Raw genomic sequence first — 22,129 nt, 5'->3', positions numbered from 1 at the left:
AGTGTCGTGGTGATCTTCCGGGGCCGCAACCCGTTTTCGGCGCTCACCGGGCCGGGACGAGGCTAACCGCCGTGTCCTGATCGGAACGGGTGCGCAGGCCCCAGCCGACCAGGGCCGGGTACGCCAGGCCGCCGACGACGAAGATCGCGCCGACCCCGGCCCAGCCGGCCGCGCCCGCGCCGACGACCAGCGCGGTCAGCAGCGGCGGGGAGACCATGTTCCCGATCTGCCGTCCAGTCTGGTACGCACCCTGGTACTGCCCCTGGGCCCACTCCGGGGCCAGCCCGTACACCACTGCCCAGGTCGCGGTGGACAGCCACAGCTCGCCGAGCACGTGCACGACGGCTGCCGCGAGCACCAGCCCGGTGACGACCGCGGTCGGCAGCCGCCCGGGTACGCCGAACAGCAGGCACGACGCCGCGACCGTCCACGCGCCGCGCCGCCCGATCCGGGCCGCGTAGGCCAGCCCGTCGACGCCGCCCGCCGCCCACACCTGCAACGTCACGCAGCCGATCGTGTTGACCAGCAGCGCGGCCGACACCAGCCACAGCGGTGCGCCGCCCCGGGTGGCCAGCCACAGCGGCAGCGCCAAGCCGACCATCGCGTTGTACAGCGCCTGCATCAGCCCGTCGACGAGCGCGAACGCCACGAACGGCCGGTCGCGCAGCGCCACCAGCCGCGGCTGGGCGGCCGGGGTCGGCAGCGGCGGCACCCGCGTGGCCCGGCTCAGCACCAGCGCGGCCGCCGCGCAGGTCGCCGCGTCGACGAACAGCACCGCGAGGTAGCCCGCGCGGCTGTCCAGCAGCAGCGGCAGGCCGCCGAACGCCGCCCCCAGGGCGATGCCCGCGTTGTTGGCCGACCGCAGGTACGCCCGCGCGCGCAGCCGCTGCTCCGGCGGCACCGACCGGGCGACCATGGCCCCCGCCGCACTCTTGACCGCCGCCTCCCCGGCGGCGATGACGCAGGCCAGCGCGGTGAACGTCCATACGCCGCCGACAGTGGCCAGCAGGCAGTAGCAGGCGGCGAGCACCAGCAGCGCGCCGCGCTGCACCTCGCGCGGGCCGAGGCGGTCGGCGAGCAGGCCCATCGGGGTGCTGAGCAGCATCGCGGCACCGGCGGCGACGGCCAGTCCGAGGGCGACCTCGCCGGGGGTGAGGCCGACCGACCGGGTCAGGAACAGCACGCTGACCGACAGGTAGGCCCCGTTGCCGAAGGTGTTGACCAGGGTGGTGGCGGTCAGGATGCGGGCGTTGCCGGGCGGGGGGAGGAGCATGCCGCCGATTTAACAATACGTACGTACGGTTTGCAAGATAATTGATGATGACCACTTTTCTGTGGAGCCCGTGAGGTGCCACACGGATGGCTTCACAAGGCCTGCGTCAGGCGCCTGTGGCTATTCGATCTCTTGCGCTTCTGGCTGAGGTGGTGAAATGCGCTGGATGGTGTACTCCACTTGGACGAAGTTGCCGTGTGTCCGGATATCTCTGGCAATCCGGCGGAGGCTCTCGGGCTTCAGTCCAATGCGGAGCAGCAGGCACAGGCGAGTTACATCGAAGATGCTCTCGGCAAGGAAGAACAGGTCTCGTCCGTCATACTGTGGGCGGTCTTCGTCGAGATGCGTAAGATCGTTACGGACCTTCTTCACGGTGTGAACCCAAGCGTCGACGTTGTTACCCACTAGGGAGTGGGCCGAGTCCCCGAGTTCCTGTGCCAGACCCGTGAGCCGGTCAGCCAGGCTCGGAGAGTTGGCGTGGGCGAAGAGGTCGTTGAACCACTTATGGTGCTCATCCGGGAGATATCCTCGGAGTTCCCGACGCAGGCGCCTGAAGGCGGAATCTGGTAGGTACCTTCCGCCAACTGTTGCACGATGTAGGCCTTCGGCGGCGGATGCAAGGTTCAGGAAGCGATTCTCGCTGTAGATCTCACGGTGCCTCATTGACAGTAGTGCGCCAATGATTGGCATGATACCAGGGGACCTGTCTAGCCAGCTTGCCAAGCCTGCTATGCCGAGATCATCGAAGGGTACGGGAACATCATCTGCCGAAAGAACCTTTGCGTCGACAGGCAGACTCCGGTCTCCGAGTCGGGCCCGCAACTCGATCTCCTGCTGCGTGCCGGGGAATTCATCCCCGGTGAGGGCCTTCTGTGGAAGGTCCGTCCGGTAGAGATGAATGCGGTCGAAGAGACCGGGTCGATCGGTGCAGAGCGACATCAGATTATAAATATTGCCGGCATCTTCGATGATTTTGCTGACGGAGGTCCTATCGTCGTAGGTTAGCTCAAACTGCGGCCATTGTTCGATCGCCATGCTCTTGAACTCGATGTCCTGGCGGGACCAACGGAAGTCGAGCGCCACCTCGCCTCGCGCGAAACGCGTAGAGATGCGCGGCGGCCGATCGAGTCGAGCCGTCAGTTCTCGACGCTCGACGCCGTCCAGGGCTGTGTCGACCTCGACAGAGATCGCATCTTGCCCGAGCCAGGCCCCGGCGTCATTGAACCGAATGCTGGCTGATTCGAACACGGTTTCTTCATCGGTCGCAAAATGGGCGCCGATAAGGATCATATGGGCGTGGTATTTCGTTCGTGAAAGCCAGAGGCAGTCGAGCAGCGTAACGGGCTGGTCGTAACTTCGTTTGTGCAGGACGCCGAGCACGTGGCTCCGCGTACCGCCTCCTTTCTCGTGCCTCTCGTGGTTGTCGGTGATTTCTGCCAGGGTATCCGCCAGGTGGACGATTCCACCGTCCTTCGTATTGAAGGTGAGGCGGCCGAATACGGCTATCCGCTCCTGGTTGGGGAGCCAAAAGGTGCCCATCACATCAAGGTCCTGCACTGGCCGGCGCTCCTTGCCTCGATCTGAGGGGGTAGGGGTGGTGGCCCGATCGACCTGGCGCCTCCGACCGGTAAACCTGACGCTGGAGATTGCGTGACGATCGCCTACAGAAATATGGGTGGGTGTCGGTGATCAGACGCCCCATTGCTCGTTGGCTGCACCCGGCCAGGCACTACTCGCCCATGGTAGGTGCAGCAGCGGCCTTGCCGGGCTAGGGTGACGCGCGTGGAGCGGATCGTCGTGCTCGGCAACGGCGGCAGCGGCAAGACGACCCTGGCCCGACTGCTGGCCACGCGCCTGGACCTGCCGCTGACCCACCTCGACGCCGTCTACTACGGCCCGGACTGGACGCCGCTGCCCGCCGACGCGTTCGCCGCCGAACAGCGGCGCCTGGCAGCCGGACCGCGCTGGATCATCGAAGGCAACTACGCCGCCACGCTGCCGATCCGGCTCGCCACCGCCGACATCGCGATCTTCCTCGACCTGCCCGCCGCGACCTGCCTGTGGGGTATCGCCCACCGCCGTCTGCGCTACCGGGGCGGGCAGCACGCCGACGGCGTCCACGACCGCATCACCTGGCAGTTCCTGCGCTACGTCGCGGGCTACCGCCGCCGTATGCGCCCGCGCGTACACGCCGCCCTGGCCGAGCACAGCGGCCTGCGGGTCGTCACGCTCACCAGCCGCCACCAGGCGGCTGCCTTCGCCGCAGCACCGCGCTGAGCCTCAGCCCTGATTCCACCAGCGAGGCAGGAAGGTATCCGGTGTGTCCGGGCTGTGGAAGTAGAACGGCACCCCGAGCCTGTCGGCGAGCTCCGTGCCGATACGCCGGGCGTCGGCGGCTTCCGGCCACGGCGGCACCTGCCCGTTGAGTACCCGCAGGTCGCCGCCGTACCGGAAGGCGCCCAGGCACATCTCGTCGAAGGCCGGGTGCTCGCGGCCGGGGCGGCGCACGATCGCAAACAGCACGACGATCCAGCCGATGCTGTCGCCGTCCCACAACGCCTCGACGGCGGCCACCGGCACGGTGATCGCGTCGAGCGCCGCAGTGGCCTCAGCCAGGTCCGTCCGAATGGTCCCGTCGTCGATCGGGATGCCGAGCTCGGCACGGCGCGCATCGATCATTTCCCGTACGTCGTGCAGTCTCAGGGCGGCCGGGCCGCCGTCGCGGCGGACGAGCGCCATCGCCTCCATCGTCGCGCCCGTGCTCAGCAGGCCGTCCACCTGCTCGCGTACCGGGTGGGGCAACCCGGTCCACAGTCGGTTCGTCACGGCGGGAATGTACCGCCGTCCGGGAAGCGGCGACGCCCCCAGCAGGTCACACCAGGTCGGGGTCCAGCAGCAGGCTCAGCCAGTCGGCGACCTCGCCGCCGTATTCGGCCATGGCGGCGGCGTCGGTGCCGTCGAGGGAGCGCCGCCATGAGACCGCCCGGCTGACCTTGGCCGCGGCCAGGGCGAACGTCACGTCGCGGCGCAGCGCGGCCGGGTCGGCCAGGTCGGTCCAGGGTTCGAGGTAGGCGTCGCGCAGGCGCCGCAGCACCGGGTCGCCGGCGGGCAGGCCGTACCGGTCGGCGGCCACGCGCAGCGCGACCAGCAGCACCCCGAACGGGTGCGCGACCGACGCGTCGCCCCAGTCGAAGAACCGGTAGCCGTCACCGACCAGCACGTTGCCGTCGTACAGGTCGTCGTGCTGCACCGACGCGGGCACGGGGCTCTCGGCCAGCCGGGCGCAGACCCGCGCGAACTCGGGCTGGTGCGCGTGCAGCGCGGCCGACTGCTCCGGTGACACCGTCGCGTGCACGAGCGGGTCGGCCAGCAGCGCGGCCAGGTGTCCGGGCAGCCGCGCGGGACGCATGTCGGGCACGCCCAGGGCCAGCATCCGGCCGGTGTGGCCGACCAGGTCGCGTTGCAGTTCGGCGTGGCGGGCCAGCATCAGGACCCAGTGCTCGGGGTCGTCGGGGGCGGCGCGGCGCAGGGTGGTGCCCCCGTCGGGCAGCAGGGCCCAGCCGCGCAGCGGCTCGACCGCGACCGGTTCGAGCACCCGGCCCGGCGCCCACCGGGCAAGGGCGGCCAGCAGCGGTGCCTCGTACGTGGAGCAGTGGCCGTTGGCCTTGAACCAGAGCGCGGTGCCGTCGACCGGCACCCGGGCCAGCAGTGACCAGGGCCGCACCCGGGTCTGCTCGACCGGACCGGTCCGGGGCCGCCCGGCGGCCGCCAGCGCGGTGTCGATCCAGGCCAGGGCCGCGTCCCAGTCGGGCACCACTGTGTCGGGCATGCGCGCAGGTTACAGGCCCACGATCAGCAGCGCCGAGATCAGCAGCGCGGCCAGGTGCAGGGCCTGGTCGGCGGCGTACATGCCGCTGACGGGGGTGGTCAGCTCGGCGAAGCGGGGCGAGCCGGTCGCGCGCAGGATCGCCCGTACCGGCCAGCGGCGGTCCAGCAGTCCATGGGTGGCCAGCGAGAACCCGAGCCCGGCGGCGAGTCCGGTCCACGACAGCGGCAGGCCGAGCAGGGTCGTGGTGCCCAGCAGCAGCACCAGCAGGGTCAGGTGGTAGCCGAGCAGGTGCCCGGCCATGGCCCGCCAGCCGTCCCGCCCGGCCAGGGCCTTGCCCTCGGCCTGGTGGTCGGTCTGGGCGATGTGGTCGCCGACCTGGTGCCCGACGTACAGCACGAGCAGCACGACAGCGAAGGTCGCCGCGCGAGCGACCACGAGCGGTTCGGTGAGCAGCTGCTCGGCTGGGGAAGACATACGTCAATGGTTACCCGATCGCCGCCTGCGGCGCTGCGAGGCAGCCGACAGTTCGGCTGTGTCCTGCGCTACGCGGCCGGGGCCTGCTGCGCGGGCAGCAGCCGCAGCCCGGCCGCGGCGACGAGCGCGACGGCGGCGCTGAGCAGGTTCAGCACCAGTGCCAGCCCTGCCCCGGCCACCGCGGTGGCCAGCAGCGCGCCGGTGACCAGGGCCACGGCGTCGCTGGCGTAGAACGCGGCACTGACGCGGCCCAGCAGCCGGTCGGGGGTGAGCCGGGGCAGCGCGGTGTGGACGGTCACACCCGCGACCGCACCGGGAACCCCGGCGGCGGCCGCGGCGAGCACCGCCACGACCAGGTTCGGGGCGTTGAAGAGCACCAGGAACGCGGCGGCCACGGCCGCGTACGCGGTGACCAGCACGGTTCGGGCGGGCCGGTCGGCGACCCGGCGGCTGAGCGCCGCCCCGGCCAGGTAGCCCGCGCCGAGACCGCTGATCAGCCAGCCGAGGTCCTGGCCGGGCCGGTGCAGCAGCTGCGCCAGGTACGGCACCAGCAGCGCGCTCAGCGCCGCGTTCAGCATCCAGAACGCCCAGCTGGTCGCCAGCAGGCCGCGCAGCACGGGGCTGGCCGCGACGTAGCGCAGCCCCGCCGCCAGCGCCGACCCGACCGGTTCGCCCTCGGGCGGGGCGGCGGCGGGCCGCCGCGTCATCGCCAGCACCGCCAGCGCCCCGAACAGGTACGTGGCGGCGTCGACGGCCACGACCGTGCCGAGGCCGGTCTGGCTGTACAGCAGCGTGCCCAGCGGCGGCCCGGCCAGCCGCACCACCCCGAGCGTGAACGCGTTGACGGAGTTCGCCTCGACCAGCCGCTCGCCGGCCACCGCCGGGACCAGCGCCCGCGCCGCCGGGGCCATCAGCACCGCGGCGAGGCTCTCCACCAGCAGCCCCGCGTACACCCATGCCGTCCCGGCCGACATCAGCACCACCCCGGCCGCGGCCACCGCGTTGCCGACCACCAGCAGCGTCCGGCGGCTGTACCGGTCGGCCAGCAGCCCCGCCCACGGGCCCAGCACGACGGCGGGCAGCCCCTCCACGGCCAGCGCGAACCCGGGCGCCAACGCCGACCCGGTCACCGCGTAGAGGTGTGCGGGCACCGCGATCACCACCAGGTATGTGCCAAGCTGCGACACCGCAGACCCGAACCACAGCAGCCGGAAGTCGCGGTCGTCGCGCAAGATCCCCATGGGCGGCAAGATTATCCGCATCGGACGGTTCGCGCCGTCCCGGCTCGGGTGGCCGAAGCGCGGCGGTGGCGCTACCGTGTGCGCGGCCGACGCCACACCGTCCACGGGGAGCCCGCAATGCAGGATCAGGCGACGCAGTACGCCGCCACCGTCCGTCCCGCCATCGACCGCGTCTACTCGTCCATGCGCCGCGCGTCCATGCCGCACGCGCGGGCCCTGGCCGAACGCACCGGCCGCAGCCCCGGCTTCGGGATCAGCTTCTACTTCGGGCTGCTGGCCCGGCCCATGGACGCCGCCGGGTTCGCCGCCGCGACCACCTACTCCGGCGCCGACATGAGCACCGAAGTGGAGCAGGGCGTCGCGTGGCGCAGCCCCGACGGCGCCTGGCACCTGACCGACACCGGCCGCGAGCTGGTCCTGGAGTTCCAGCAGGTGCTCGCCGACGCCGCGCAGGAGCACTGGGCGCAGACCACCCTGCCGACCATGCCGGGCCTGGCGGCGCTGCCGCGCCTGGCCGAGCTGCTGGCCGTCCTGCTGGAGGCGGGCCGGGCCACCGGCGGCCCCGCGTTCACGACCCTGACCCCGGTGTACGAGCCCGAAGGCGCCTCCGACGCGCTGCGGGTCTGCTCCCGGCTGGGCGCGCTGCGCCACCACCGCGCCGACGCGCACCGGGCCGCGTGGGCCGCGGCCGGGCTGACCCTGGAGCAGCTGCGTGCCCTGGACCCGGACAGCCCCGCCCGGCGTGCGATCGAGGACGACACCGACCGCCGGGACGCGCCCGTCTACCAGGCGCTCTCGGCCGAGCAGCGGCTGGAGTTCCTGGGGCTGCTCGCGGCGCTGCCCTGACCTCGCGGCGCCGCCTGGCCGCGGCTCAGACGCCCAGCGCCTCCAGCACGGCGGCGCCGGGCAGCCCGGCCAGGACCTTGCCGGGCACGATCAGCTTGCCGCGCCGGTTACCCGACCCGATCACGACCCAGGGCGCGTCGGCGACGGCGGCGTCGACCAGGATCGGCCACGTGTCGGGCAGGCCGATCGGGGTGATGCCGCCGTACTGCATCCCGGTCAGGGTCACGGCGTCGTCCATCGGCGCGAACGACGCCTTGCGGGCACCGAGGTGCTTGCGGACCAGGCCGTTGACGTCGGCACGGGTGCTGGCCAGCACCATGCACGCCGCGTAGGTGACGGTCTCGCCGCGCTTGGCGGCCACGACCACGCAGTTGGCGGACTGGTGCGGCTCGACCGCGTACGCCTGGCCGAAGTTGCCGGTGTCGGCCAGGTCCGGGTCGGTGTCGACGGCCAGCACCGACTCGACGGGCTCGACCCCGGTCCAGGCGGCCAGCGCGGCGGCCACGGGTGCGGCGACCAGGTCGGGGCGGGTGGCGGCGGGCCAGGCGGCGTCGAATTTTCCGATCGGTGCGGCAGACATGCCCCCGATACTAGCCACGCTGCCGATAAGCTTCCCGTTGCCATGCAGGGCTGCCTGTTCTGTGAGATCGCGGCCGGGGACCGGCCGGCTTTCGTCGTGCACGCCGACGACGCGGCGGTGGCGTTCCTCGACACCCGCCCCGTGTTCCCCGGGCATGTGCTGGTGGTGCCACGCCCGCACGTGCCGACGCTGCACGACCTGCCCGCGGCGACGGTCGGGCCGTACTTCCAGCTGGTGCAGCGCGTCGCCGGGGCGGTCGAGACCGGGCTCCAGGCGCAGGGCACGTTCGTGGCGCTGAACAACCGGATCAGCCAGAGCGTCCCGCACCTGCACACCCACGTGGTGCCGCGGCGCAAGGGCGACGGGCTGCGCGGCTTCTTCTGGCCCCGTACCAAGTACACCGACGACGACCAGGCCCGGCAGTACGCCGACGCCATCGCGGCGACCCTGGCCGGTTAACGCAGCTCGCGGCGGATCACCAGGCGCAGTCCGGACCAGGTCGCGTCGATGGCGCACACCTTGTTGTCGACCAGCCCGGTCGGCAGCGCCACCTGCCGCACCACGTCCTCGGTCAGGTCGGTCGGGACCTTCGACGCCCGCTTCGGCCACGCGACCCAGAACCCGGCCGCCGGGGCCATCCGGGGCCGCACCGCCGCCAGGTTCCGGTCCAGCACCGTACGCATCGCCGCGAACAGCACGATCACGTCGAGTGGTGTGGTGCCGTGCAGGCCGTCGGCGACGGCGGCACCGTCGGGCAGGTCCGGCACCGTGAAACCGGCCGGGGCGTGCAGCAGCGCGACCCGGTGCCCGGCTTTGATCCCCAGCTTGCGGGCCAGCGGCGTGCCCGAATAGCCCTCGCTCACCCGCCCAGCCTAGAACTCAGCGGTTGGACTGGAACACCGCCGTGGTGGTGGCCAGGAAGTACACGAACATCAGGACCGCGGCCAGCAGCGCCGCCCGGGTGGCCAGCAGCCACGCGGTGCGCGCGCCCTTCAGCGCCGCCTTCGCCTTCGGCACTCCGGCCACCGCTCCCTTGTACCCGGCGCGGGCCTGGGTCATCTTCAGCCAGCGGCGGCCGAGCAGCACACCGAGCAGCACGCCGATGATGCCGACCATGAGGGCGTCTGGGGACATGGCCGCAACGGTAGCGTGCCCATCGACTCTGCGCGATCACTCATTCACCCGACGGATCCGATCACGACACCGTACGGTGATGCGGGTGATCCCGCCCTCCGTCCTGGCCGACCGGATCTGGCCGCGCCGCGCTGCCACGGCGTCGAGCAGGCCCGGGGTGCGCAGGGTCGGCCTCAGGTCGGGTCGACGGGATAGAACCGGCCCGCCAGCCGCAGGTATTCGTTGGAGTCCAGGAACCGGGCGAGCACGAACCCGGACGCGGGCGTGAACGCCCGGCCGCTGAGGGCCTCCTCGCCGGGCACGAACTCGGCGACGACGCCGGGCCGCGGCACGATGTCGGGGCTGAACGCGGACGTCGGGGCGGCGAAGAAGTACACGTCGACGTGGGTGCCGGGCAGGTAGCCGTGCCAGAACTCGACCGGGTCGGCGTCGACGGGCAGGCCGGTCTGCTCGGCGATGTGCCGCCTGGCGGCCACGGCCGGGGTCTCGGTCGGCCGGACGGCGCCGCCGGGCAGGCTCCACCGGTTGGCGCGCACCGCCGACTGCTCGTCGCGCATGCGCAGCAGCACTGCTCCGGTCCGGCCCACCAGGGCCGTCAACGCGATCCGCGTGGTCATGAGGCGAGCGTACTTCGCGTCGGCATCCCGTGCCGTCCCGTGCTTTCCGTCTACATCGCCGCAGGCAGGCGGCGGGCGCAGTCGTTGATCGTGCACCACGGCGACTATGGTGGGCGGCGTGCTGATCCTGCTGCCGCCGTCGGAGGGCAAGGCCGCGTCCGGCAAGGGCAAACCGGTCGACCCGGCCACCCTGTCCCTGCCCCCGCTGCACCCCGCCCGCGCCGCCGCGCTCGACGCCCTGGTCACCCTGTGCCGCGGCGACGCCGACACCGCCGCGCAGACCCTCGGCCTCACCCCCGGCCTCCAGCCCGAGATCGCCCGCAACGCCGCCCTGCCCACCGCCGCGGCGATGCCCGCCGCCGCCCTGTACACCGGCGTCCTCTACGACGCCCTCGACCTCGCCGGGCTGCCCGCCCCCGCCCGCCGCCGCGCCACCCGCACCATCCTCATCTTCTCCGGCCTCTGGGGCGCCGTACGGCTCGACGACCGCATCCCGCCCTACCGGTGCGCCATGGGCGTCAAACTGCCCGGCCTCGGCACCCTCGCCGCCCACTGGAAGACCCCGATGGCCCAGGCCATGGCCGAGACCGCCCCCACCGGGCTCATCCTCGACCTGCGCTCCTCGGCCTACACCCCCGCCTGGACACCGCGCGCCGACGCCGCCGCCCGCACCGCCACCGTCCGGGTCCTGCACGAACGCCCCGACGGCAGCCGCGCCGTCGTCAGCCACTTCAACAAGGCCACCAAGGGCCGCCTCGTACGCGACCTGCTGCTCGACGGCGCCGCCCCGCGCACCCCGGCGCAGCTCGCCGACGCGCTGCGCGACCTCAAGTACACCGTCGAGCAGCCCGCCACCCCCACCGGCAGGGCCCCGCAACTCGACGTGATCGTCAACGAACTGTAGGCGGCGTACGCTGCCAGCCATGCGCAGCGTGTACGCCGACCTCGGCGGCCCCGTCCACCACGTCGACTTCGGCGGCCCCGACGGCGCACCCCCGGTCGTGCTCGTGCACGGCCTCGGCGGTTCCCACCTCAACTGGACCCGCCTGGCCGCCGAACTCACCCCCCACGCCCGCGTCCACGCCCTCGACCTGCCCGGCTTCGGCCGCACCCCGGCCGCCGGGCGGCCCACCACCGTCACCGCCAACGCCGCCGTGCTGCGCCGCTACCTCGCCGACGTCATCGGCGGCCCCGCCGTGCTCATCGGCAACTCGATGGGCGGAATGATCTCCACCCTCACCGCCGCCGGCAGCCCGGACCTGGTCCCGGCCGTCGTCCTGGTCGACCCCAGCGTCCCCATCGCCAAGGGCGCCCGCATCGACCCCGCCGTACGCCTCAGGTTCCTCACCAACCTCATCCCCGGCGTCGCCGGCTGGACCATGCGCCGCCGCCTGACCACGATCCCGCCCCGGCGCCGCGTCCTCGAAGACCTCGCCGTCATCTGCGCCGACTCGTCCCGCATCCCCGACCAGTTCGTCGCCGACACCCTCGCCCTCGACGCCGAACTGCCCCCACCCCGGCCCCGCGTCGCCGCGCACCTGGCCGCCAGCCGCTCCCTGCTGCGGCAGCTGGCCGCACCCGCCGGATACTGGCGCGCCATGCACGCCCTGACCATGCCGGTCCTGCTCGCCCACGGCGTACACGACCGCCTCGTCCCGGTCGCGTCGGCCCGCGCCACCGCGGCCCGGCTGCCGCACTGGACCTACGTCGAACTCGACTCGGGGCACGTCCCGCAACTGGAGCATCCGACGGAACTCGCCGCCCACATCCTGCCCTGGCTGCGCCGCCACGAGCTGCTGCCCACCGCGCCCGCGCCCGCCGCATGACCGGCGGCCCGCCCCACGCCTACCGCGTCACCAAGTACGACCCCGCCGACCGCGACGAACACGGCCACTACCAGGGCCCGCTCGACATCACCAGCGACCACGGCCCGGTCGAGGCCGCCTACCTGGCCGCCGTCGCCGCGTTCGCCCGGGACAGCGGCGTCGACCGCCTCGCCGTACGCGAACCCGCCCTCGCACCGAACACCCCCGACCGCGACCCCGCCCTCGCGGACCTGTTCCCCGACGGCGTCCACGACGGGGCCGAGGTCGCCATCCCCGCAGCCCAGCAGCTCGTCCAGCACATGCTCCGCGACAGCGGCGGCTTCTGGGGCCGGATCTGGTGCCGCCTGGAACACGGCGACCTGCTGACCGTCCACATCGGCTGGGACCAGTACATGTACATCGCCAGCCACCGTCCCTGCGAGCAGGCCGTCGCCGACACCCGCCGCCTCGGTCTGCACCCCGAACCGATCCCGCACTCGCCCTACCGCCACGACCCCGCCGACGAGGACGGAACGCGCCGCCCCGCCGACGACACGTTCTGGGCCGACCTGGCCGACCTGGCCGTCCGGCACGACCGGGTCCTGCTCGAAGAGGGCTACGCGGGCAACACCGCCCGCTGGCACCGCGTCACCGCCGCCGGCCTGCCCGGCCTGCGCCCCCGCCTGGCCCCCCGCGCCCGGCTGACGGTATGGCCCGACCTGCGCGACGACACCGCCGCCGTCGCCGCCGACCTGCCCGACGGCCTGCACGAGGTCGTCTGGCAGGACGCCGACGGCACCGTCAGCGGACGCCTGTGCACCGAAGACGACCACGACCAGACCCGCGCCACGCTCGCCGCCGCGACCGCCGCGGCCGTCCTGTCCGGCTACGCCGACGACCGCGTGCCGCTGCTCGCCGCGATCATGACCGACCCCGACGGAGTGCTGCGGGCCCGCTGGTCGGTGTGACCGGCGTCAAACGGCTCTTCACCACGTGGGGAGTGGTCGGGGACCGAAATGCGCCGGGGTACCCGTCAAGGATCGGCGCCGGGTCGGTGCTGACGGCGGCGTGTGATGCCGGGCCGTCGGCGATAATGGGAGCGTGGAGTATGTGTCCAGGGTGCCCGGTCCGCCGCTGGACGGGCTGATCGGCGACCTCTACTACCTGGCGGGCGCCCCGCCGTACTCCCGGTTTCTGCTGCCGGCGGCGCCCGCGCCATTGCTCATCGTCAACCTCGGGGCGCCGTTTCTCATCCGCGCAGGCGACGACGTAGACGCCGTCGAGTACGCCGACGGCTGCGCGGTGACCACGCCCACGCGTGCGTGGGAGTTCAGCTACCCGACCCCGACCCGGTCCGTGGGCGTCCACTTCAGGCCGTGGGGCCTGGCACCGTTCCTTCCGATGCCCGCGGCCGAGTTGTGCGACCGACCTGCGACGGTGGGCCAGATCTGGGGCCGGCCCGCTGTCGCTGCCTTGCGACACCGACTGACCTTGGCGGGCACACCGCACGACATGCTGATGTTGCTGGAGGAGGAACTGGTGCGACGGCTGCGGGTGATCGACGGTCTTGACCTGGTCCGCCAGATGAGCAGCGCCGTCGCGGCGACAGGCGGGACGGTGCCGATCAGCGACATCGGTGTGGCGGCCCGCGCCAGCAGCACGTATCTGGCGAAGCGGTTCAAGGCCGTAGTCGGTGTCACGCCGAAACGGCTGGCTCGCAGCTACCGCTTCAGTTCCACCGTGTTGGCGCTCGACGTCGCCGCACCGATCGACTGGGGAGACGTCGCCGCCGGCGCGGGCTACTTCGACCAGGCCCACTTCGTGCGCGAGTTCCGGGAGTTCACCGGGCTCACGCCGACCCGGTACGCCGAAGCACGGCGGCGATTCCTGCGCGATCATCCCGACCACGCCCTGGACGGCTGGCCGCTCCCAGCCGATTGATTTCGTACAAGAGCGACAGCTCGCGCCGCACCAGACTGGGGACTCCGGAGAGGGGAGAATCCATGGGGAAAGTGGTCATGAACGCGTCGGTTTCGGTGGATGGTTTCATCGCGGCTGAGAACGACGATCCGGGTCCGATCTTCGAGTGGCTGGTCAGCGGTGACGTGCCGCTGGACGACAGTGGCGTGCTGAAGGTGTCGCAGGCTTCGTTCGACCACGTCCGGCCGTACTGGGACGAGGTCGGGGTGACCGTTGTCGGCCGTCACGCCTTCGACATCACCGACGGCTGGGATGGGACGCCTCCGAGTGGGATCGACCATGTGGTCGTGGTGAGTCACCGTGGTGCGCCCGAGGGCTGGAACCTCCAGGCGCCGTTTCACTTCGTCGACGGTATCGAGGCGGCCGTGGCCAAGGCGCAGGAGCTCGCGGGTGACCGCACTGTCGAGTTCGCTGCCGGCGACGTCGGCGGCCAGGCGCTCGCGGCAGGTTGGGTCGACGAGGTACGCATGGACGTCGCACCCGTCGTGCTCGGGTCCGGTAAGCGTTACTTCGGCTCCGTCGACGCGCAGCACCTGCTGGAAGGCCCTGACGTGGTCGTTCAGGGCAACCGGGTGCTTCACCTGCGCTATCGGGTGCGCCGTTGACCGTTCGCCGACGATGCCCAGGTCGAGGTCGAGGCCACCTGGGGATCTGCCGGCGGATGAGCGACGACTACCCGTTAAATCCTTTGCCCGCCCGGCGGCCGCGCCCGTACGGTAAACCCCGTAACCAGCACCACCGGCCACGGGAGACAGACATGTCACGCCAGGTTCCGCTCGCACCGCGATGGCAGACGCCGCGCGGCGAGACGGCCCTGCCCGGTGCCGGACGCAGCGGTGACGCCAACCGCAACCGCCGACTGCAAGGACCGAAGACGGCCCGGCGCCACTGAGGTGCCGACGTCACGGCAGGCTCGCCGCCCGCCCGGTCCATACCGGGGTCAGGGCGGTTTCGTCTATCCGAACCACTTCCAGCGGGTGTAGCTCAACGGCAAGAGCACCGGCCTCCAAATCCGGCGGCTACAGGTTCGAATCCTGTCACCCGTGCTCGACCAGTCACCGGCGCCGGTGGCAGGTCCGGTCACGCCCCATGGGGATGAGGGCGTGACCACCCCCCGCCCGGGTAGCCCAGCTGGCAGCGGCGACGCGCTCAGATCGCGTTCAGTGCAGGTTCGAATCCTGTCCCGGGTACCTGTTCGTGATCGACACGGCCTCGCCGGTGGCGCGGGTTCGGCGGGCAGGACTGCCGCCCTGCCCGCCCGCCGCGATCGCCTCTGTCCCCTGGTGCGTGCTGAAGTCACTTCGCGATGCGGTAGACCACCAGTTCGCCGTCCGTCGCGACGAGCAGGAACTTGCCGCTTCCGGCATAGTCCAGGCTGCTCGGCAAGGTGAGCTGGCCGAGGTCGGTCTCGTGCATGGTGGCGACCGGGATGCCCGACAGTCGCAGGCGCACCTGCTTGTCGCCGAATTCGATGTTGACGCCCAGCAGGTTGCCGGCGTCAAGCCGCGACAGGGAGGTACGGCCAGACACGGTGAGGGTCGGTCGTCCATGATCGTCAAGTACGACATTGGCGTCGTATTCAACGGATCGGTTCACTCTCACGCTGGTGCCGATCGGGCCCAGCGTGGTGACACCCGGCATGGCGACACGCCAGGCCTCCTTGCCCGCGACGATGGCGACCACCGTCGTCTGCGTCGACCTGGCGTCCTCTGCGTCGACCACGCAGATCCCTCGGACGCCGCACGGCGTGAAGTCACTGATCGTGTGTCCGGCGAACTCCTGGATCTGCTGCCCGTCGGCCAGGTGCAGGCGAGTCAGCGCGTGCTGTCCGATGAGGTAGATGTCGCCGTCGTACGCGTCATACCACTCGGCCTGCGGCAGGTTGGGCCAGGTCCGGCCGGTGGGACGGCCGGTGGTCACCGAATACTCCGTGATGGTGCCGCTTCGGTCGGCGGCGAACAGGACGTCACCGCTGAAGACCGTGCGTGGTGGGGTTCCGTTCTGCTCCAGCCGTGCGAGATCGGCCACGCTGCTCATGCCGAAGACCTCTTCGACGGGGCCGGCGATCGACCACTGCGCGCCTGTGGCTAGGTCGATACCGACGGCGACGTGGGAAACCCCGTCGAGGTACACCGCGACTCCGGGGAAGAAGACGGTCTCGGAGAGGTCGACCTCCAGGGCACGCTGCCAGCGCACCTTTCCTGTCGCCGTGTCCACGACGTAGACGTGGCCGACGGTGTGGTCGATCGCCGCGAACAGGCTGTGTTGCGCGACCACGACGGCCCCGGGAACCAGCCTCGCCCCGCCGCCGTCCTGTATCCGGCCCGGAATCGTGACCGTCGGCCACAGCGTCACGCCGGTGGCGAGATCGACGCCGGTCACCTGCACGCTGTCGGCCAGCTGTACGACGGCGAACCCCCGGCCGTCCTGGATGCCGAGTGTGAAAGGCTCCTTGGCGATCGACACACCGGCCACCCGCTGCATCGGTGAGAACTCCATCGGGCTGCCGGTCGGCGTCACCGCGGGCGGCGGCAGCGCGCGGCTACGCCCCAGCAGGCCCGTGACCAGCACGATCGCCGCGAGCACGGCCAGGCCGCCGGCCGTCACCGACGCCACCACCCGCCGACGCCGCTTGCGCAGTCCCAGCTCCGCGACGCTGCCGACCGGCGGGATCTTGACTTGGTCCACCTCGTCGCGCAGCGCCGCCGCCAGCTCGTCGCGTCCGCGCGACAGCCACGACTTGACCGTTCCTTCGCTGGCTCCGGTCTCCGCGGCGATCTGTCCGATGGACATGTCCATCAGGTAGTGCAGGGCCAGCGCCCGCCGGTGCCGCTCGGGCAGCTGCTTCATGGCCGCCACCAGCAGCACCGTCTCCTCCGACGGTGCCGGCACGGTGGCGGGCACCCCGAGCACGACGTTCTTGCGTACCAGCAGATGGCGCCACCAGTCGAAGACCAGTCGCGAGACCACCAGCCGCACCCATGCCTCCGCGTCGTCGTAGCCGCTCAGCCGCCGCCAGCGCTGCCATGCGCGGGCGTAGGCCTCCTGCACGACGTCCTGCGCCTGCGGGAGATCGCCGGTCAACCCGTACGCGTAGCGAAGCGTCCGATGCGCCGTCGCCTGGTAGAACTCCACAAACTCCACAGCCACCGTCCGTGTGGTCAGATCCGTCGCTTAGGGACACGGGCCCGATCCGCAGAAGGTTGCGCGAAACGCCGGTCAGCCGCGTTGAGCCCGGCTGGTCTATTTCCCTCGCCTGGACCGTTGCGGGTCCTCCGGATCCGGTGTCACCGTCACGCCGGCACCGCAGGCTCGGCCGACCGGGTCGTCGCAGGCCGCACCGCGGTCACCGCCCACGTCGCCCACGACAGCGAGACCCCGACCGTGAACACCGCCAGCGCGAGCGCGATATCGGAGTCTGCGCCGTTGACCGGCGGGTTGCCCGCCAGCGACGTCAGCAGGCCGCCGACGGCCATACCCCCGATGATCAGGACTGCGAACCCGCCGACCGCGCCTGGCACGGCCAGCGCGAGCAGGCCGGCCAAGCCTGCCGTGCCCCGCACGCGCGGCGCCGCGACCGCGACCAGTGCTGAGACCGTCGCGGCCCACAGCGCGAGTACGAACGGCAACCCCACCGGCGCCAGCACCGCCAGCACCGTCGCGCAGACGGCCGCCACCGCGACGGCCGCGACCGTGACGCTCCGGTTGGCGGCCGGAACGCCCGCCACCATGGCCGCGCATGCCGCGAACAGCACCGCCAGCACCACCTTCACGACGGTCAGTTCCGTCTCCAGCCGGGCTTGCACGGCCGTCTCGACGACGTCCCACGGCGTCACCACCAGCAGCGATCCCACCGCCAGCAGCGCCGCCGTCCCCGCCGCCACATGCCGTGCCGCCGCACCCCCGGGCCCTGCCGGTGCCAGTCGCGCGACCAGGACGACGACCGCCGCGAAGTACGCGGCACCGCACACCCCCAGCAGCACCGCCGCGGCCGGGCCCGACACGTCGTACCGGTCCACGGCCAGGTCGGCGGCCAGCCACACCACGGTCGCGGCCGCGCCGACCGAGAGGGCCCGGCGGGACCAGCCGCAGGCCACCACCAGGCCCGCGAATGCGAGCAGGATCGCCAGTTCCCGGGTCTCGCGCGGCCAGTACGTGTTGTTCGAGGCCACGTTCGGGTATGCGACGCCGTCGTCGGCGATCCACACCCCGCTCGGCTGCATCAGCGGCATGTGGATCGCCGACCCGACCGCCCACACCACCGCCGCGGTCAGCCCTGTCAGCCCTGCCAGCCCCACCCGCCGTACGTCCATCCGACCATGGTGGGCCAACCCGGCCCGGCACGGAACCCCGCGTTCACCGGAACCGGAACATCGTCCCGCCACCGGGCAGGGGAGCCGGTGCGCCGCCGAACTCGTGCACCCCGACGGTGAACAGGACCTCGTCCGGGGCGTCGAACGCCCGCTGAGCGAACCCGGCGTCGGCGAACCAGCCCCGGATCGCCGGGGTCAGGTCCGGCGCCCGCCGGGAGCGGGTCCAGATCACCGTCGCGCCCGGCGCGCACAACGACGGCAGCGCCGCGACCGTGGCCGCCACGTCGGCGTCGTCGACGTTGCCGAACACGCCGCACAGCAGCACCAGGTCGGCGGGCACCGTCCCGGCGTACGACGCGAGCCCTCCCGCGTCGGCGCACACCACCTCCACCCCGGGCAGCGCCGCCGCCCGGGATGTCGCGGCGGCCGCGTTGCGCGGGTCGTACTCGATCAGCCGGGCCCTGACCCGGGCCGCGTCCGGCCGCTGCGCCAGCACCCCCAGCAGGTCGTCGCCCTGCCCGGCGCAGGCGCTGACGACCCGCAGCAGCGGCTGCGGCCGCCGGTCCAGCCACGCCCCGATGTGCGCGCGGACCAGCGCCAGCCGCTGCGACAGCGGCGAGCCGGGGTCGGTGTAGTCGCGGTGCCAGTCCGCCCAGTCGGTCACCGGTCCAGTATCGCGATCCGGCCGCGACCTGGCCTGCCCCGGCCCTAGCCTGAGAAAGCACCCCGGCGACCAGGGAGGACCCGCGATGGCCACACCGACGATCGTGCTGGTGCACGGATTCTGGGGCGGCGCCGCCCACTGGGCCAAAGTCATCGTCGAGCTGCACCGGCGCGGCTTCACATCGCTGCACGCCGTCGAGAACCCGCTGACGTCGCTGGCCGCCGACGCCGACCGCACCTGCAAGATGGTCGAGCAGATCCCCGGACCCGTCGTGCTCGTCGGCCACTCCTACGGCGGCGCCGTCATCACCGAGGCAGGCGGCCTGCCCAATGTCACCGCGCTGGTGTACGTCGCCGCGTTCGCGCCGGACGCGGGGGAGAGCCCCGGCGGCATCAGCCAGGAGCTGCCGCCGCAGGCGTTCGGCGCGATCGGGCCGCCCGACTCCGACGGCTACCTGTGGATCGCGCAGGACCGGTTCCGCGACAGCTTCTGCCAGGACCTGCCCGACGACGAGGCCCTGGTCATGGCCGTCACCCAGAAGGCGCCGCTGGCCTCGACGTTCGGCGACACCATCACCGCGCCCGCGTGGCGGACCAAGCCCGTCTGGTACCAGGTGTCGGCCCAGGACCGGATGATCCACCCCGACAACGAGCGCCGGATGGCCGCCCGCATGGACCCCCGCGCCACGATCGAACTCGACGCCGGCCACGCCTCGCTCGCCTCGCAGCCCGTCCCGGTCGCCGACCTCATCGCGCAGGCCGCCGCAGGCTGACCCGGTCAGGGTCCGGTCAGGACCGCCCAGCTGCGCGGATCACTCCACACCGCGTCCGGGTGCAGGTACGGGCGCACCAGTGCGCTCAGCTCCGCGTCCCCGGCACCGTCGAGCTCATCCGTGGCGATCTTGCGGATCACCCCGGCGAGCACGTCGGCCAGCTGCACCCGGGCATCACCCGACGACGCCACCAGCCCCAACCCGGCCAGCGCGGGCAGGTCCCGCCGCAGCTGCGCCACCCGCTCGGGCGACAGCGTCGTCTGCCGGTCGTGCGCGACCAGCACCGGCGCCCCGTCGCGGCTCCACCAGCCGACCGCCGCCACGAGCGCCGGCAGCAGCGGATCCAGCAGCCCCGTCGACTCCGGCTCGTCGGCGAGCCGCCGCCGGAACGCCACGGCCCGCCCGACCGCCGCCCGCATCGCCGCGAGCACCTGCGCCGCCTCGCCGTCCTGCGCGACCGCGACCAGGTCGTCCAGCGCCCGCGCGAACCGGTCGACCGGCTCGGCGGTCAGTTGCCGGTCGCGGACCCGCAGCAGGTCATTGCCGGTATGCAGCAGCGTGGACCATGCGCCGGCAGGCAGCGCCGGCCGGGCCCCGTACAGCACCCGCGCGGCCTGCCGCGCCGCCCCGTCGGCCGACAGCCCCACGCCCAGCGCCGCCTGCGGCGCCGCCAGCAGGAGGTCGGCGACCTTCCCCAGCACGTAGAACGCCTTGTCCAGCAGGAACACGTGCGCGTGGCCGACCAGGGGCGCCTGCTCGCCCAGCAGCCATACCAGCACCCGGCGGTGCTTGTCCCGCAGCAGGTGGTTCGCCTTGTACTCCGTCGCCGGCGACCGGATCCGCTCCCGCAGCTCCCGCATGCAGTCCTCGGCCGCGGCGGCGTCGAGGTCCAGACCTGCATGGGCGAACACGGCCGTGGTCGTCCCGATCAGCTTCTCGCCCTCGTACCCGGACTCGTCACACGCGATCTCCACCCACATCCGGGCAGTCAACCCCCGCCCCGCGACCGGCCGCAACCGGATTCACAGCGGCCGCCCGGTCACCCCGCCCCGGCCCGGCGTCAGGTCGTACATGCTGTGGCAGGAACCCCACGAGATCGCCCGCTGCCACGGCACCGGCCCCGGCCAGTCGAACGGCCACCCCGACCCGATCTCCTCCGGCGGCAGCAAGAAATACCGCCGGTACGGTCCCGCCGCCGCGTCCGCGACCACCGGCACCGGCCACGCGTCCGTCGGCACGAGCCCGCAGTCGGTCACCTCATACCGCAGCTCGATGCTCACCGACCGCCCCGCCGCCAGCCGGTAGGGCAGCGCCACATCGGTGCCGACCAGCCGCAGTCCCGGCCCGTCGCGGCCCACCGCCAGCAGCGTCATGTCGGTCCAGCCGTCGTTGCGGATCGTGATCGTCTGCGACGGCGGGCTCCCGCCGTGGTGCACCGACGGCTGCTCACCCAGCGCGAACCGGGGTGCGACCACTCCCGACCGCCACAGCGCCAGCAGCACCGACGCCACGACCACCACCAGCACCACCGGCCTGGTCACCTGCCCGGAACCCACGGGTCGGCCAACTCCGTCCACGACAGCCCGCGACCCGGAGCGGCGGGCCCTGACGCGGCGCAGCCTAGCCGCGCCGCGCCCCCGCCCGCCTCGTCCGGTCAGCCCGAACCCGCCGCCCGGACGCGCTACTGCCAGAACCGGAACAGGTCGAACCCGTACCCCGCGCCGAAGAGCGGCGCCCCGGTCCAGCCCATGATCGACGCGGTCAGCCAGCCGAACGGGCCGCGCAGGACGTACAGCAGCACGAACACCAGGATCAGCCCGAACGGTTTGATCTTCTCCCCGGTACGGCGCGCACCCGGCGGCAGGTAGGGCTCGATGATCCCGTACCCGTCCAGCCCCGGCACCGGCAGCAGGTTCAGCAGTGCCGTCGCCACCTGCAGATACGCCATCAGCGACAGCGCGGCCCAGAACACCGCCTGCGCATCCGGGGCGTCGAACACGAACACCGGCCCGAACATGCCCACCACGAACAGCAGCAGCACCGCGGCCACCACGTTCACCGCCGGGCCCGCCGCCGACACCAGCGAGTCCCGCAGCCGGTTGCGCAGCCGGTGCGTCTCGATCAGCACCGCCCCGCCCGGCAGCGGCAACCCGCCCATCACCAGGAACAGCAGCGGCAGCAGCCAGGTCAGCACCGGATGCCCGTACCGGCGCAGGTCCAGCCGCAGGTACCCCTTCTCGACCACCGTGTGGTCACCGCCGCGGTGCGCCGCCAGCGCGTGCGAGAACTCGTGCAGGCACAGCGTCACCAGCCACCCGGCCAGCGTGAACACGAACACCAGCAGCCCCGCCGGACCGGTCCCGGTCCACATCAGCACCCCGCTGACGACCGTCAGCGCCACCAGCGCCACGAACAGCAGCGAGATCCCGCCACTGCGGCCGCCGGAGCGGCGCGGCAGCGACGGCCGCAGCGACCGCATCCGGCGCCCCCGCGCCACCTCGTTCTCCACCGCCCGAGCCCGCCGCGCCCAGTCCTCCTCGGCCGCCAGCCGGTCGAGCGGGTCCTCGGCGTCGCCTGCGGGTCTGCTCATAGCGCGCAAGG

25 protein-coding genes and 2 tRNA genes are annotated in these 22,129 nt (G+C 72.4%); 11 read left to right on the top strand and 16 right to left on the bottom strand.

Annotated features, from left to right (window positions below; translation table 11 throughout):
• Window positions 1–43 precede the first annotated feature (43 nt).
• Together Cs7R123_RS20605 and Cs7R123_RS20600 are read right to left on the bottom strand one after the other, a co-directional pair.
• Window positions 44–1,273, bottom strand: coding sequence for an MFS transporter (locus Cs7R123_RS20605; RefSeq protein ID WP_212829352.1), 1,230 nt, complete (start codon window positions 1,271–1,273; stop codon window positions 44–46).
• A 120-nt stretch (window positions 1,274–1,393) separates the two neighbouring features.
• On the bottom strand, window positions 1,394–2,830 hold the full coding sequence (locus tag Cs7R123_RS20600) for a HEPN domain-containing protein (protein WP_212829351.1): 1,437 nt from the start codon (window positions 2,828–2,830) through the stop codon (window positions 1,394–1,396).
• 225 nt (window positions 2,831–3,055) lie between these two features.
• Between Cs7R123_RS20600 and Cs7R123_RS20595 the strand changes: the two genes are divergently transcribed.
• The gene (locus tag Cs7R123_RS20595) at window positions 3,056–3,550 is read left to right on the top strand and encodes a topology modulation protein (RefSeq protein ID WP_212829350.1); all 495 of its coding nucleotides are present in this window, start codon (window positions 3,056–3,058) and stop codon (window positions 3,548–3,550) included.
• 3 nt (window positions 3,551–3,553) lie between these two features.
• On the opposite strand, the gene Cs7R123_RS20590 is transcribed toward Cs7R123_RS20595, so the two are convergent.
• From Cs7R123_RS20590 to Cs7R123_RS20575, 4 genes are all read right to left on the bottom strand, one after another.
• The gene (locus Cs7R123_RS20590) at window positions 3,554–4,051 is read right to left on the bottom strand and encodes a hypothetical protein (protein ID WP_212829349.1); all 498 of its coding nucleotides are present in this window, start codon (window positions 4,049–4,051) and stop codon (window positions 3,554–3,556) included.
• A 94-nt stretch (window positions 4,052–4,145) separates the two neighbouring features.
• Window positions 4,146–5,102 (bottom strand): phosphotransferase, encoded by a 957-nt coding sequence (locus Cs7R123_RS20585; RefSeq protein ID WP_212829348.1) that lies wholly within the window; start codon window positions 5,100–5,102, stop codon window positions 4,146–4,148.
• 9 nt (window positions 5,103–5,111) lie between these two features.
• Window positions 5,112–5,576: a DUF3307 domain-containing protein gene (locus tag Cs7R123_RS20580; protein WP_212829347.1), complete on the bottom strand. Its 465-nt coding sequence runs from the start codon at window positions 5,574–5,576 to the stop codon at window positions 5,112–5,114.
• Between the two features lie 68 nt (window positions 5,577–5,644).
• Window positions 5,645–6,817, bottom strand: coding sequence for an MFS transporter (locus Cs7R123_RS20575; protein WP_212829346.1), 1,173 nt, complete (start codon window positions 6,815–6,817; stop codon window positions 5,645–5,647).
• 117 nt (window positions 6,818–6,934) lie between these two features.
• Between Cs7R123_RS20575 and Cs7R123_RS20570 the strand changes: the two genes are divergently transcribed.
• Window positions 6,935–7,663: a hypothetical protein gene (locus Cs7R123_RS20570; RefSeq protein WP_212829345.1), complete on the top strand. Its 729-nt coding sequence runs from the start codon at window positions 6,935–6,937 to the stop codon at window positions 7,661–7,663.
• A 25-nt stretch (window positions 7,664–7,688) separates the two neighbouring features.
• Here the strand turns inward: Cs7R123_RS20570 and Cs7R123_RS20565 are convergent, their stop codons facing one another.
• Window positions 7,689–8,243: a YbaK/EbsC family protein gene (locus tag Cs7R123_RS20565; RefSeq protein WP_212829344.1), complete on the bottom strand. Its 555-nt coding sequence runs from the start codon at window positions 8,241–8,243 to the stop codon at window positions 7,689–7,691.
• Window positions 8,244–8,285: 42 nt separating this feature from the next.
• On the opposite strand from Cs7R123_RS20565, the gene Cs7R123_RS20560 reads away from it, so the two are divergent.
• Window positions 8,286–8,702 carry an HIT family protein gene (locus Cs7R123_RS20560; RefSeq protein ID WP_212829343.1) on the top strand — a complete coding sequence of 139 codons (417 nt, stop codon included), beginning with the start codon at window positions 8,286–8,288 and terminating at the stop codon, window positions 8,700–8,702.
• Here Cs7R123_RS20560 and Cs7R123_RS20555 read toward each other — a convergent pair.
• From Cs7R123_RS20555 to Cs7R123_RS20545, 3 genes are all read right to left on the bottom strand, one after another.
• Window positions 8,699–9,106, bottom strand: a complete 408-nt coding sequence (locus tag Cs7R123_RS20555; protein WP_212829342.1) for a DUF3052 domain-containing protein — start codon at window positions 9,104–9,106, stop codon at window positions 8,699–8,701. The two genes, Cs7R123_RS20560 and Cs7R123_RS20555, sit on opposite strands and share 4 nt — an antisense overlap.
• A gap of 16 nt (window positions 9,107–9,122) precedes the next feature.
• On the bottom strand, window positions 9,123–9,377 hold the full coding sequence (locus tag Cs7R123_RS20550) for a hypothetical protein (RefSeq protein ID WP_212829341.1): 255 nt from the start codon (window positions 9,375–9,377) through the stop codon (window positions 9,123–9,125).
• Window positions 9,378–9,550: 173 nt separating this feature from the next.
• Complete coding sequence (locus Cs7R123_RS20545) at window positions 9,551–9,994, bottom strand: NUDIX domain-containing protein (RefSeq protein ID WP_212829340.1); 444 nt, start codon at window positions 9,992–9,994, stop codon at window positions 9,551–9,553.
• 118 nt (window positions 9,995–10,112) lie between these two features.
• Between Cs7R123_RS20545 and yaaA the strand changes: the two genes are divergently transcribed.
• From yaaA to Cs7R123_RS20510, 7 genes are all read left to right on the top strand, one after another.
• A complete protein-coding gene (gene yaaA, locus Cs7R123_RS20540; protein ID WP_212829339.1) occupies window positions 10,113–10,898 on the top strand; it encodes a peroxide stress protein YaaA in 786 nt (261 codons plus the stop codon).
• Window positions 10,899–10,917: 19 nt separating this feature from the next.
• Complete coding sequence (locus tag Cs7R123_RS20535) at window positions 10,918–11,820, top strand: alpha/beta fold hydrolase (protein ID WP_212829338.1); 903 nt, start codon at window positions 10,918–10,920, stop codon at window positions 11,818–11,820.
• Window positions 11,817–12,767, top strand: coding sequence for a hypothetical protein (locus Cs7R123_RS20530; protein WP_212829337.1), 951 nt, complete (start codon window positions 11,817–11,819; stop codon window positions 12,765–12,767). The genes Cs7R123_RS20535 and Cs7R123_RS20530 overlap by 4 nt, the downstream gene beginning before the upstream one ends.
• 133 nt (window positions 12,768–12,900) lie before the next feature.
• A complete protein-coding gene (locus tag Cs7R123_RS20525; protein WP_244872040.1) occupies window positions 12,901–13,740 on the top strand; it encodes an AraC family transcriptional regulator in 840 nt (279 codons plus the stop codon).
• 62 nt (window positions 13,741–13,802) lie between these two features.
• Complete coding sequence (locus Cs7R123_RS20520) at window positions 13,803–14,384, top strand: dihydrofolate reductase family protein (RefSeq protein ID WP_212829336.1); 582 nt, start codon at window positions 13,803–13,805, stop codon at window positions 14,382–14,384.
• 368 nt (window positions 14,385–14,752) lie between these two features.
• Window positions 14,753–14,825: transfer RNA gene (locus Cs7R123_RS20515), tRNA-Trp, on the top strand.
• 70 nt (window positions 14,826–14,895) lie between these two features.
• Window positions 14,896–14,969, top strand: a tRNA-Leu gene (locus Cs7R123_RS20510).
• 106 nt (window positions 14,970–15,075) lie between these two features.
• On the opposite strand, the gene Cs7R123_RS40985 is transcribed toward Cs7R123_RS20510, so the two are convergent.
• The 3 genes from Cs7R123_RS40985 to Cs7R123_RS20495 all read right to left on the bottom strand — a co-directional run bounded on the left by Cs7R123_RS40985 (window position 15,076) and on the right by Cs7R123_RS20495 (window position 18,756).
• Entirely contained in the window at window positions 15,076–16,929 is a 1,854-nt protein-coding gene (locus tag Cs7R123_RS40985) for a sigma-70 family RNA polymerase sigma factor (RefSeq protein ID WP_212829335.1), read from the bottom strand.
• 143 nt (window positions 16,930–17,072) lie between these two features.
• Window positions 17,073–18,092, bottom strand: coding sequence for a hypothetical protein (locus Cs7R123_RS20500; protein WP_212829334.1), 1,020 nt, complete (start codon window positions 18,090–18,092; stop codon window positions 17,073–17,075).
• A gap of 43 nt (window positions 18,093–18,135) precedes the next feature.
• Window positions 18,136–18,756 carry an SAM-dependent methyltransferase gene (locus tag Cs7R123_RS20495; RefSeq protein ID WP_212829333.1) on the bottom strand — a complete coding sequence of 207 codons (621 nt, stop codon included), beginning with the start codon at window positions 18,754–18,756 and terminating at the stop codon, window positions 18,136–18,138.
• Window positions 18,757–18,841: 85 nt separating this feature from the next.
• On the opposite strand from Cs7R123_RS20495, the gene Cs7R123_RS20490 reads away from it, so the two are divergent.
• The gene (locus Cs7R123_RS20490) at window positions 18,842–19,528 is read left to right on the top strand and encodes an alpha/beta hydrolase (protein WP_212829332.1); all 687 of its coding nucleotides are present in this window, start codon (window positions 18,842–18,844) and stop codon (window positions 19,526–19,528) included.
• 5 nt (window positions 19,529–19,533) lie between these two features.
• Here the strand turns inward: Cs7R123_RS20490 and Cs7R123_RS20485 are convergent, their stop codons facing one another.
• The 3 genes from Cs7R123_RS20485 to Cs7R123_RS20475 form a co-directional block, all read right to left on the bottom strand.
• On the bottom strand, window positions 19,534–20,508 hold the full coding sequence (locus Cs7R123_RS20485; RefSeq protein WP_212829331.1) for a hypothetical protein: 975 nt from the start codon (window positions 20,506–20,508) through the stop codon (window positions 19,534–19,536).
• A 42-nt stretch (window positions 20,509–20,550) separates the two neighbouring features.
• Window positions 20,551–21,084 carry a hypothetical protein gene (locus Cs7R123_RS20480; RefSeq protein ID WP_212829330.1) on the bottom strand — a complete coding sequence of 178 codons (534 nt, stop codon included), beginning with the start codon at window positions 21,082–21,084 and terminating at the stop codon, window positions 20,551–20,553.
• 125 nt (window positions 21,085–21,209) lie between these two features.
• Entirely contained in the window at window positions 21,210–22,118 is a 909-nt protein-coding gene (locus Cs7R123_RS20475; protein ID WP_212829329.1) for a site-2 protease family protein, read from the bottom strand.
• Between the last annotated feature and the right edge of the window lie 11 nt (window positions 22,119–22,129).

Origin of the sequence: Catellatospora sp. TT07R-123 (assembly GCF_018327705.1) — a bacterium.
Taxonomy (GTDB): domain Bacteria; phylum Actinomycetota; class Actinomycetes; order Mycobacteriales; family Micromonosporaceae; genus Catellatospora.
Note: the sequence above shows the minus strand (reverse complement) of the source record. Positions and strands in the feature narration are given on the sequence as shown.

Bases quoted from the DNA above. Each gene is read 5' to 3' on its own strand.
- Cs7R123_RS20580 (WP_212829347.1), bottom strand. From the start codon at position 5,576: ATGTCTTCCCCAGCCGAGCAGCTGCTCACCGAACCGCTCGTGGTCGCT.
- Cs7R123_RS20490 (WP_212829332.1), top strand. From the start codon at position 18,842: ATGGCCACACCGACGATCGTGCTGGTGCACGGATTCTGGGGCGGCGCC.
- Cs7R123_RS20475 (WP_212829329.1), bottom strand. From the start codon at position 22,118: ATGAGCAGACCCGCAGGCGACGCCGAGGACCCGCTCGACCGGCTGGCG.
- Cs7R123_RS20550 (WP_212829341.1), bottom strand. From the start codon at position 9,377: ATGTCCCCAGACGCCCTCATGGTCGGCATCATCGGCGTGCTGCTCGGT.
- Cs7R123_RS20530 (WP_212829337.1), top strand. From the start codon at position 11,817: ATGACCGGCGGCCCGCCCCACGCCTACCGCGTCACCAAGTACGACCCC.
- Cs7R123_RS20545 (WP_212829340.1), bottom strand. From the start codon at position 9,994: ATGACCACGCGGATCGCGTTGACGGCCCTGGTGGGCCGGACCGGAGCA.
- Cs7R123_RS20605 (WP_212829352.1), bottom strand. From the start codon at position 1,273: ATGCTCCTCCCCCCGCCCGGCAACGCCCGCATCCTGACCGCCACCACC.
- Cs7R123_RS20565 (WP_212829344.1), bottom strand. From the start codon at position 8,243: ATGTCTGCCGCACCGATCGGAAAATTCGACGCCGCCTGGCCCGCCGCC.
- Cs7R123_RS20560 (WP_212829343.1), top strand. From the start codon at position 8,286: ATGCAGGGCTGCCTGTTCTGTGAGATCGCGGCCGGGGACCGGCCGGCT.
- Cs7R123_RS20485 (WP_212829331.1), bottom strand. From the start codon at position 20,508: ATGTGGGTGGAGATCGCGTGTGACGAGTCCGGGTACGAGGGCGAGAAG.
- Cs7R123_RS20500 (WP_212829334.1), bottom strand. From the start codon at position 18,092: ATGGACGTACGGCGGGTGGGGCTGGCAGGGCTGACAGGGCTGACCGCG.
- Cs7R123_RS20585 (WP_212829348.1), bottom strand. From the start codon at position 5,102: ATGCCCGACACAGTGGTGCCCGACTGGGACGCGGCCCTGGCCTGGATC.
- Cs7R123_RS20575 (WP_212829346.1), bottom strand. From the start codon at position 6,817: ATGGGGATCTTGCGCGACGACCGCGACTTCCGGCTGCTGTGGTTCGGG.
- Cs7R123_RS20570 (WP_212829345.1), top strand. From the start codon at position 6,935: ATGCAGGATCAGGCGACGCAGTACGCCGCCACCGTCCGTCCCGCCATC.
- Cs7R123_RS20520 (WP_212829336.1), top strand. From the start codon at position 13,803: ATGGGGAAAGTGGTCATGAACGCGTCGGTTTCGGTGGATGGTTTCATC.
- Cs7R123_RS20535 (WP_212829338.1), top strand. From the start codon at position 10,918: ATGCGCAGCGTGTACGCCGACCTCGGCGGCCCCGTCCACCACGTCGAC.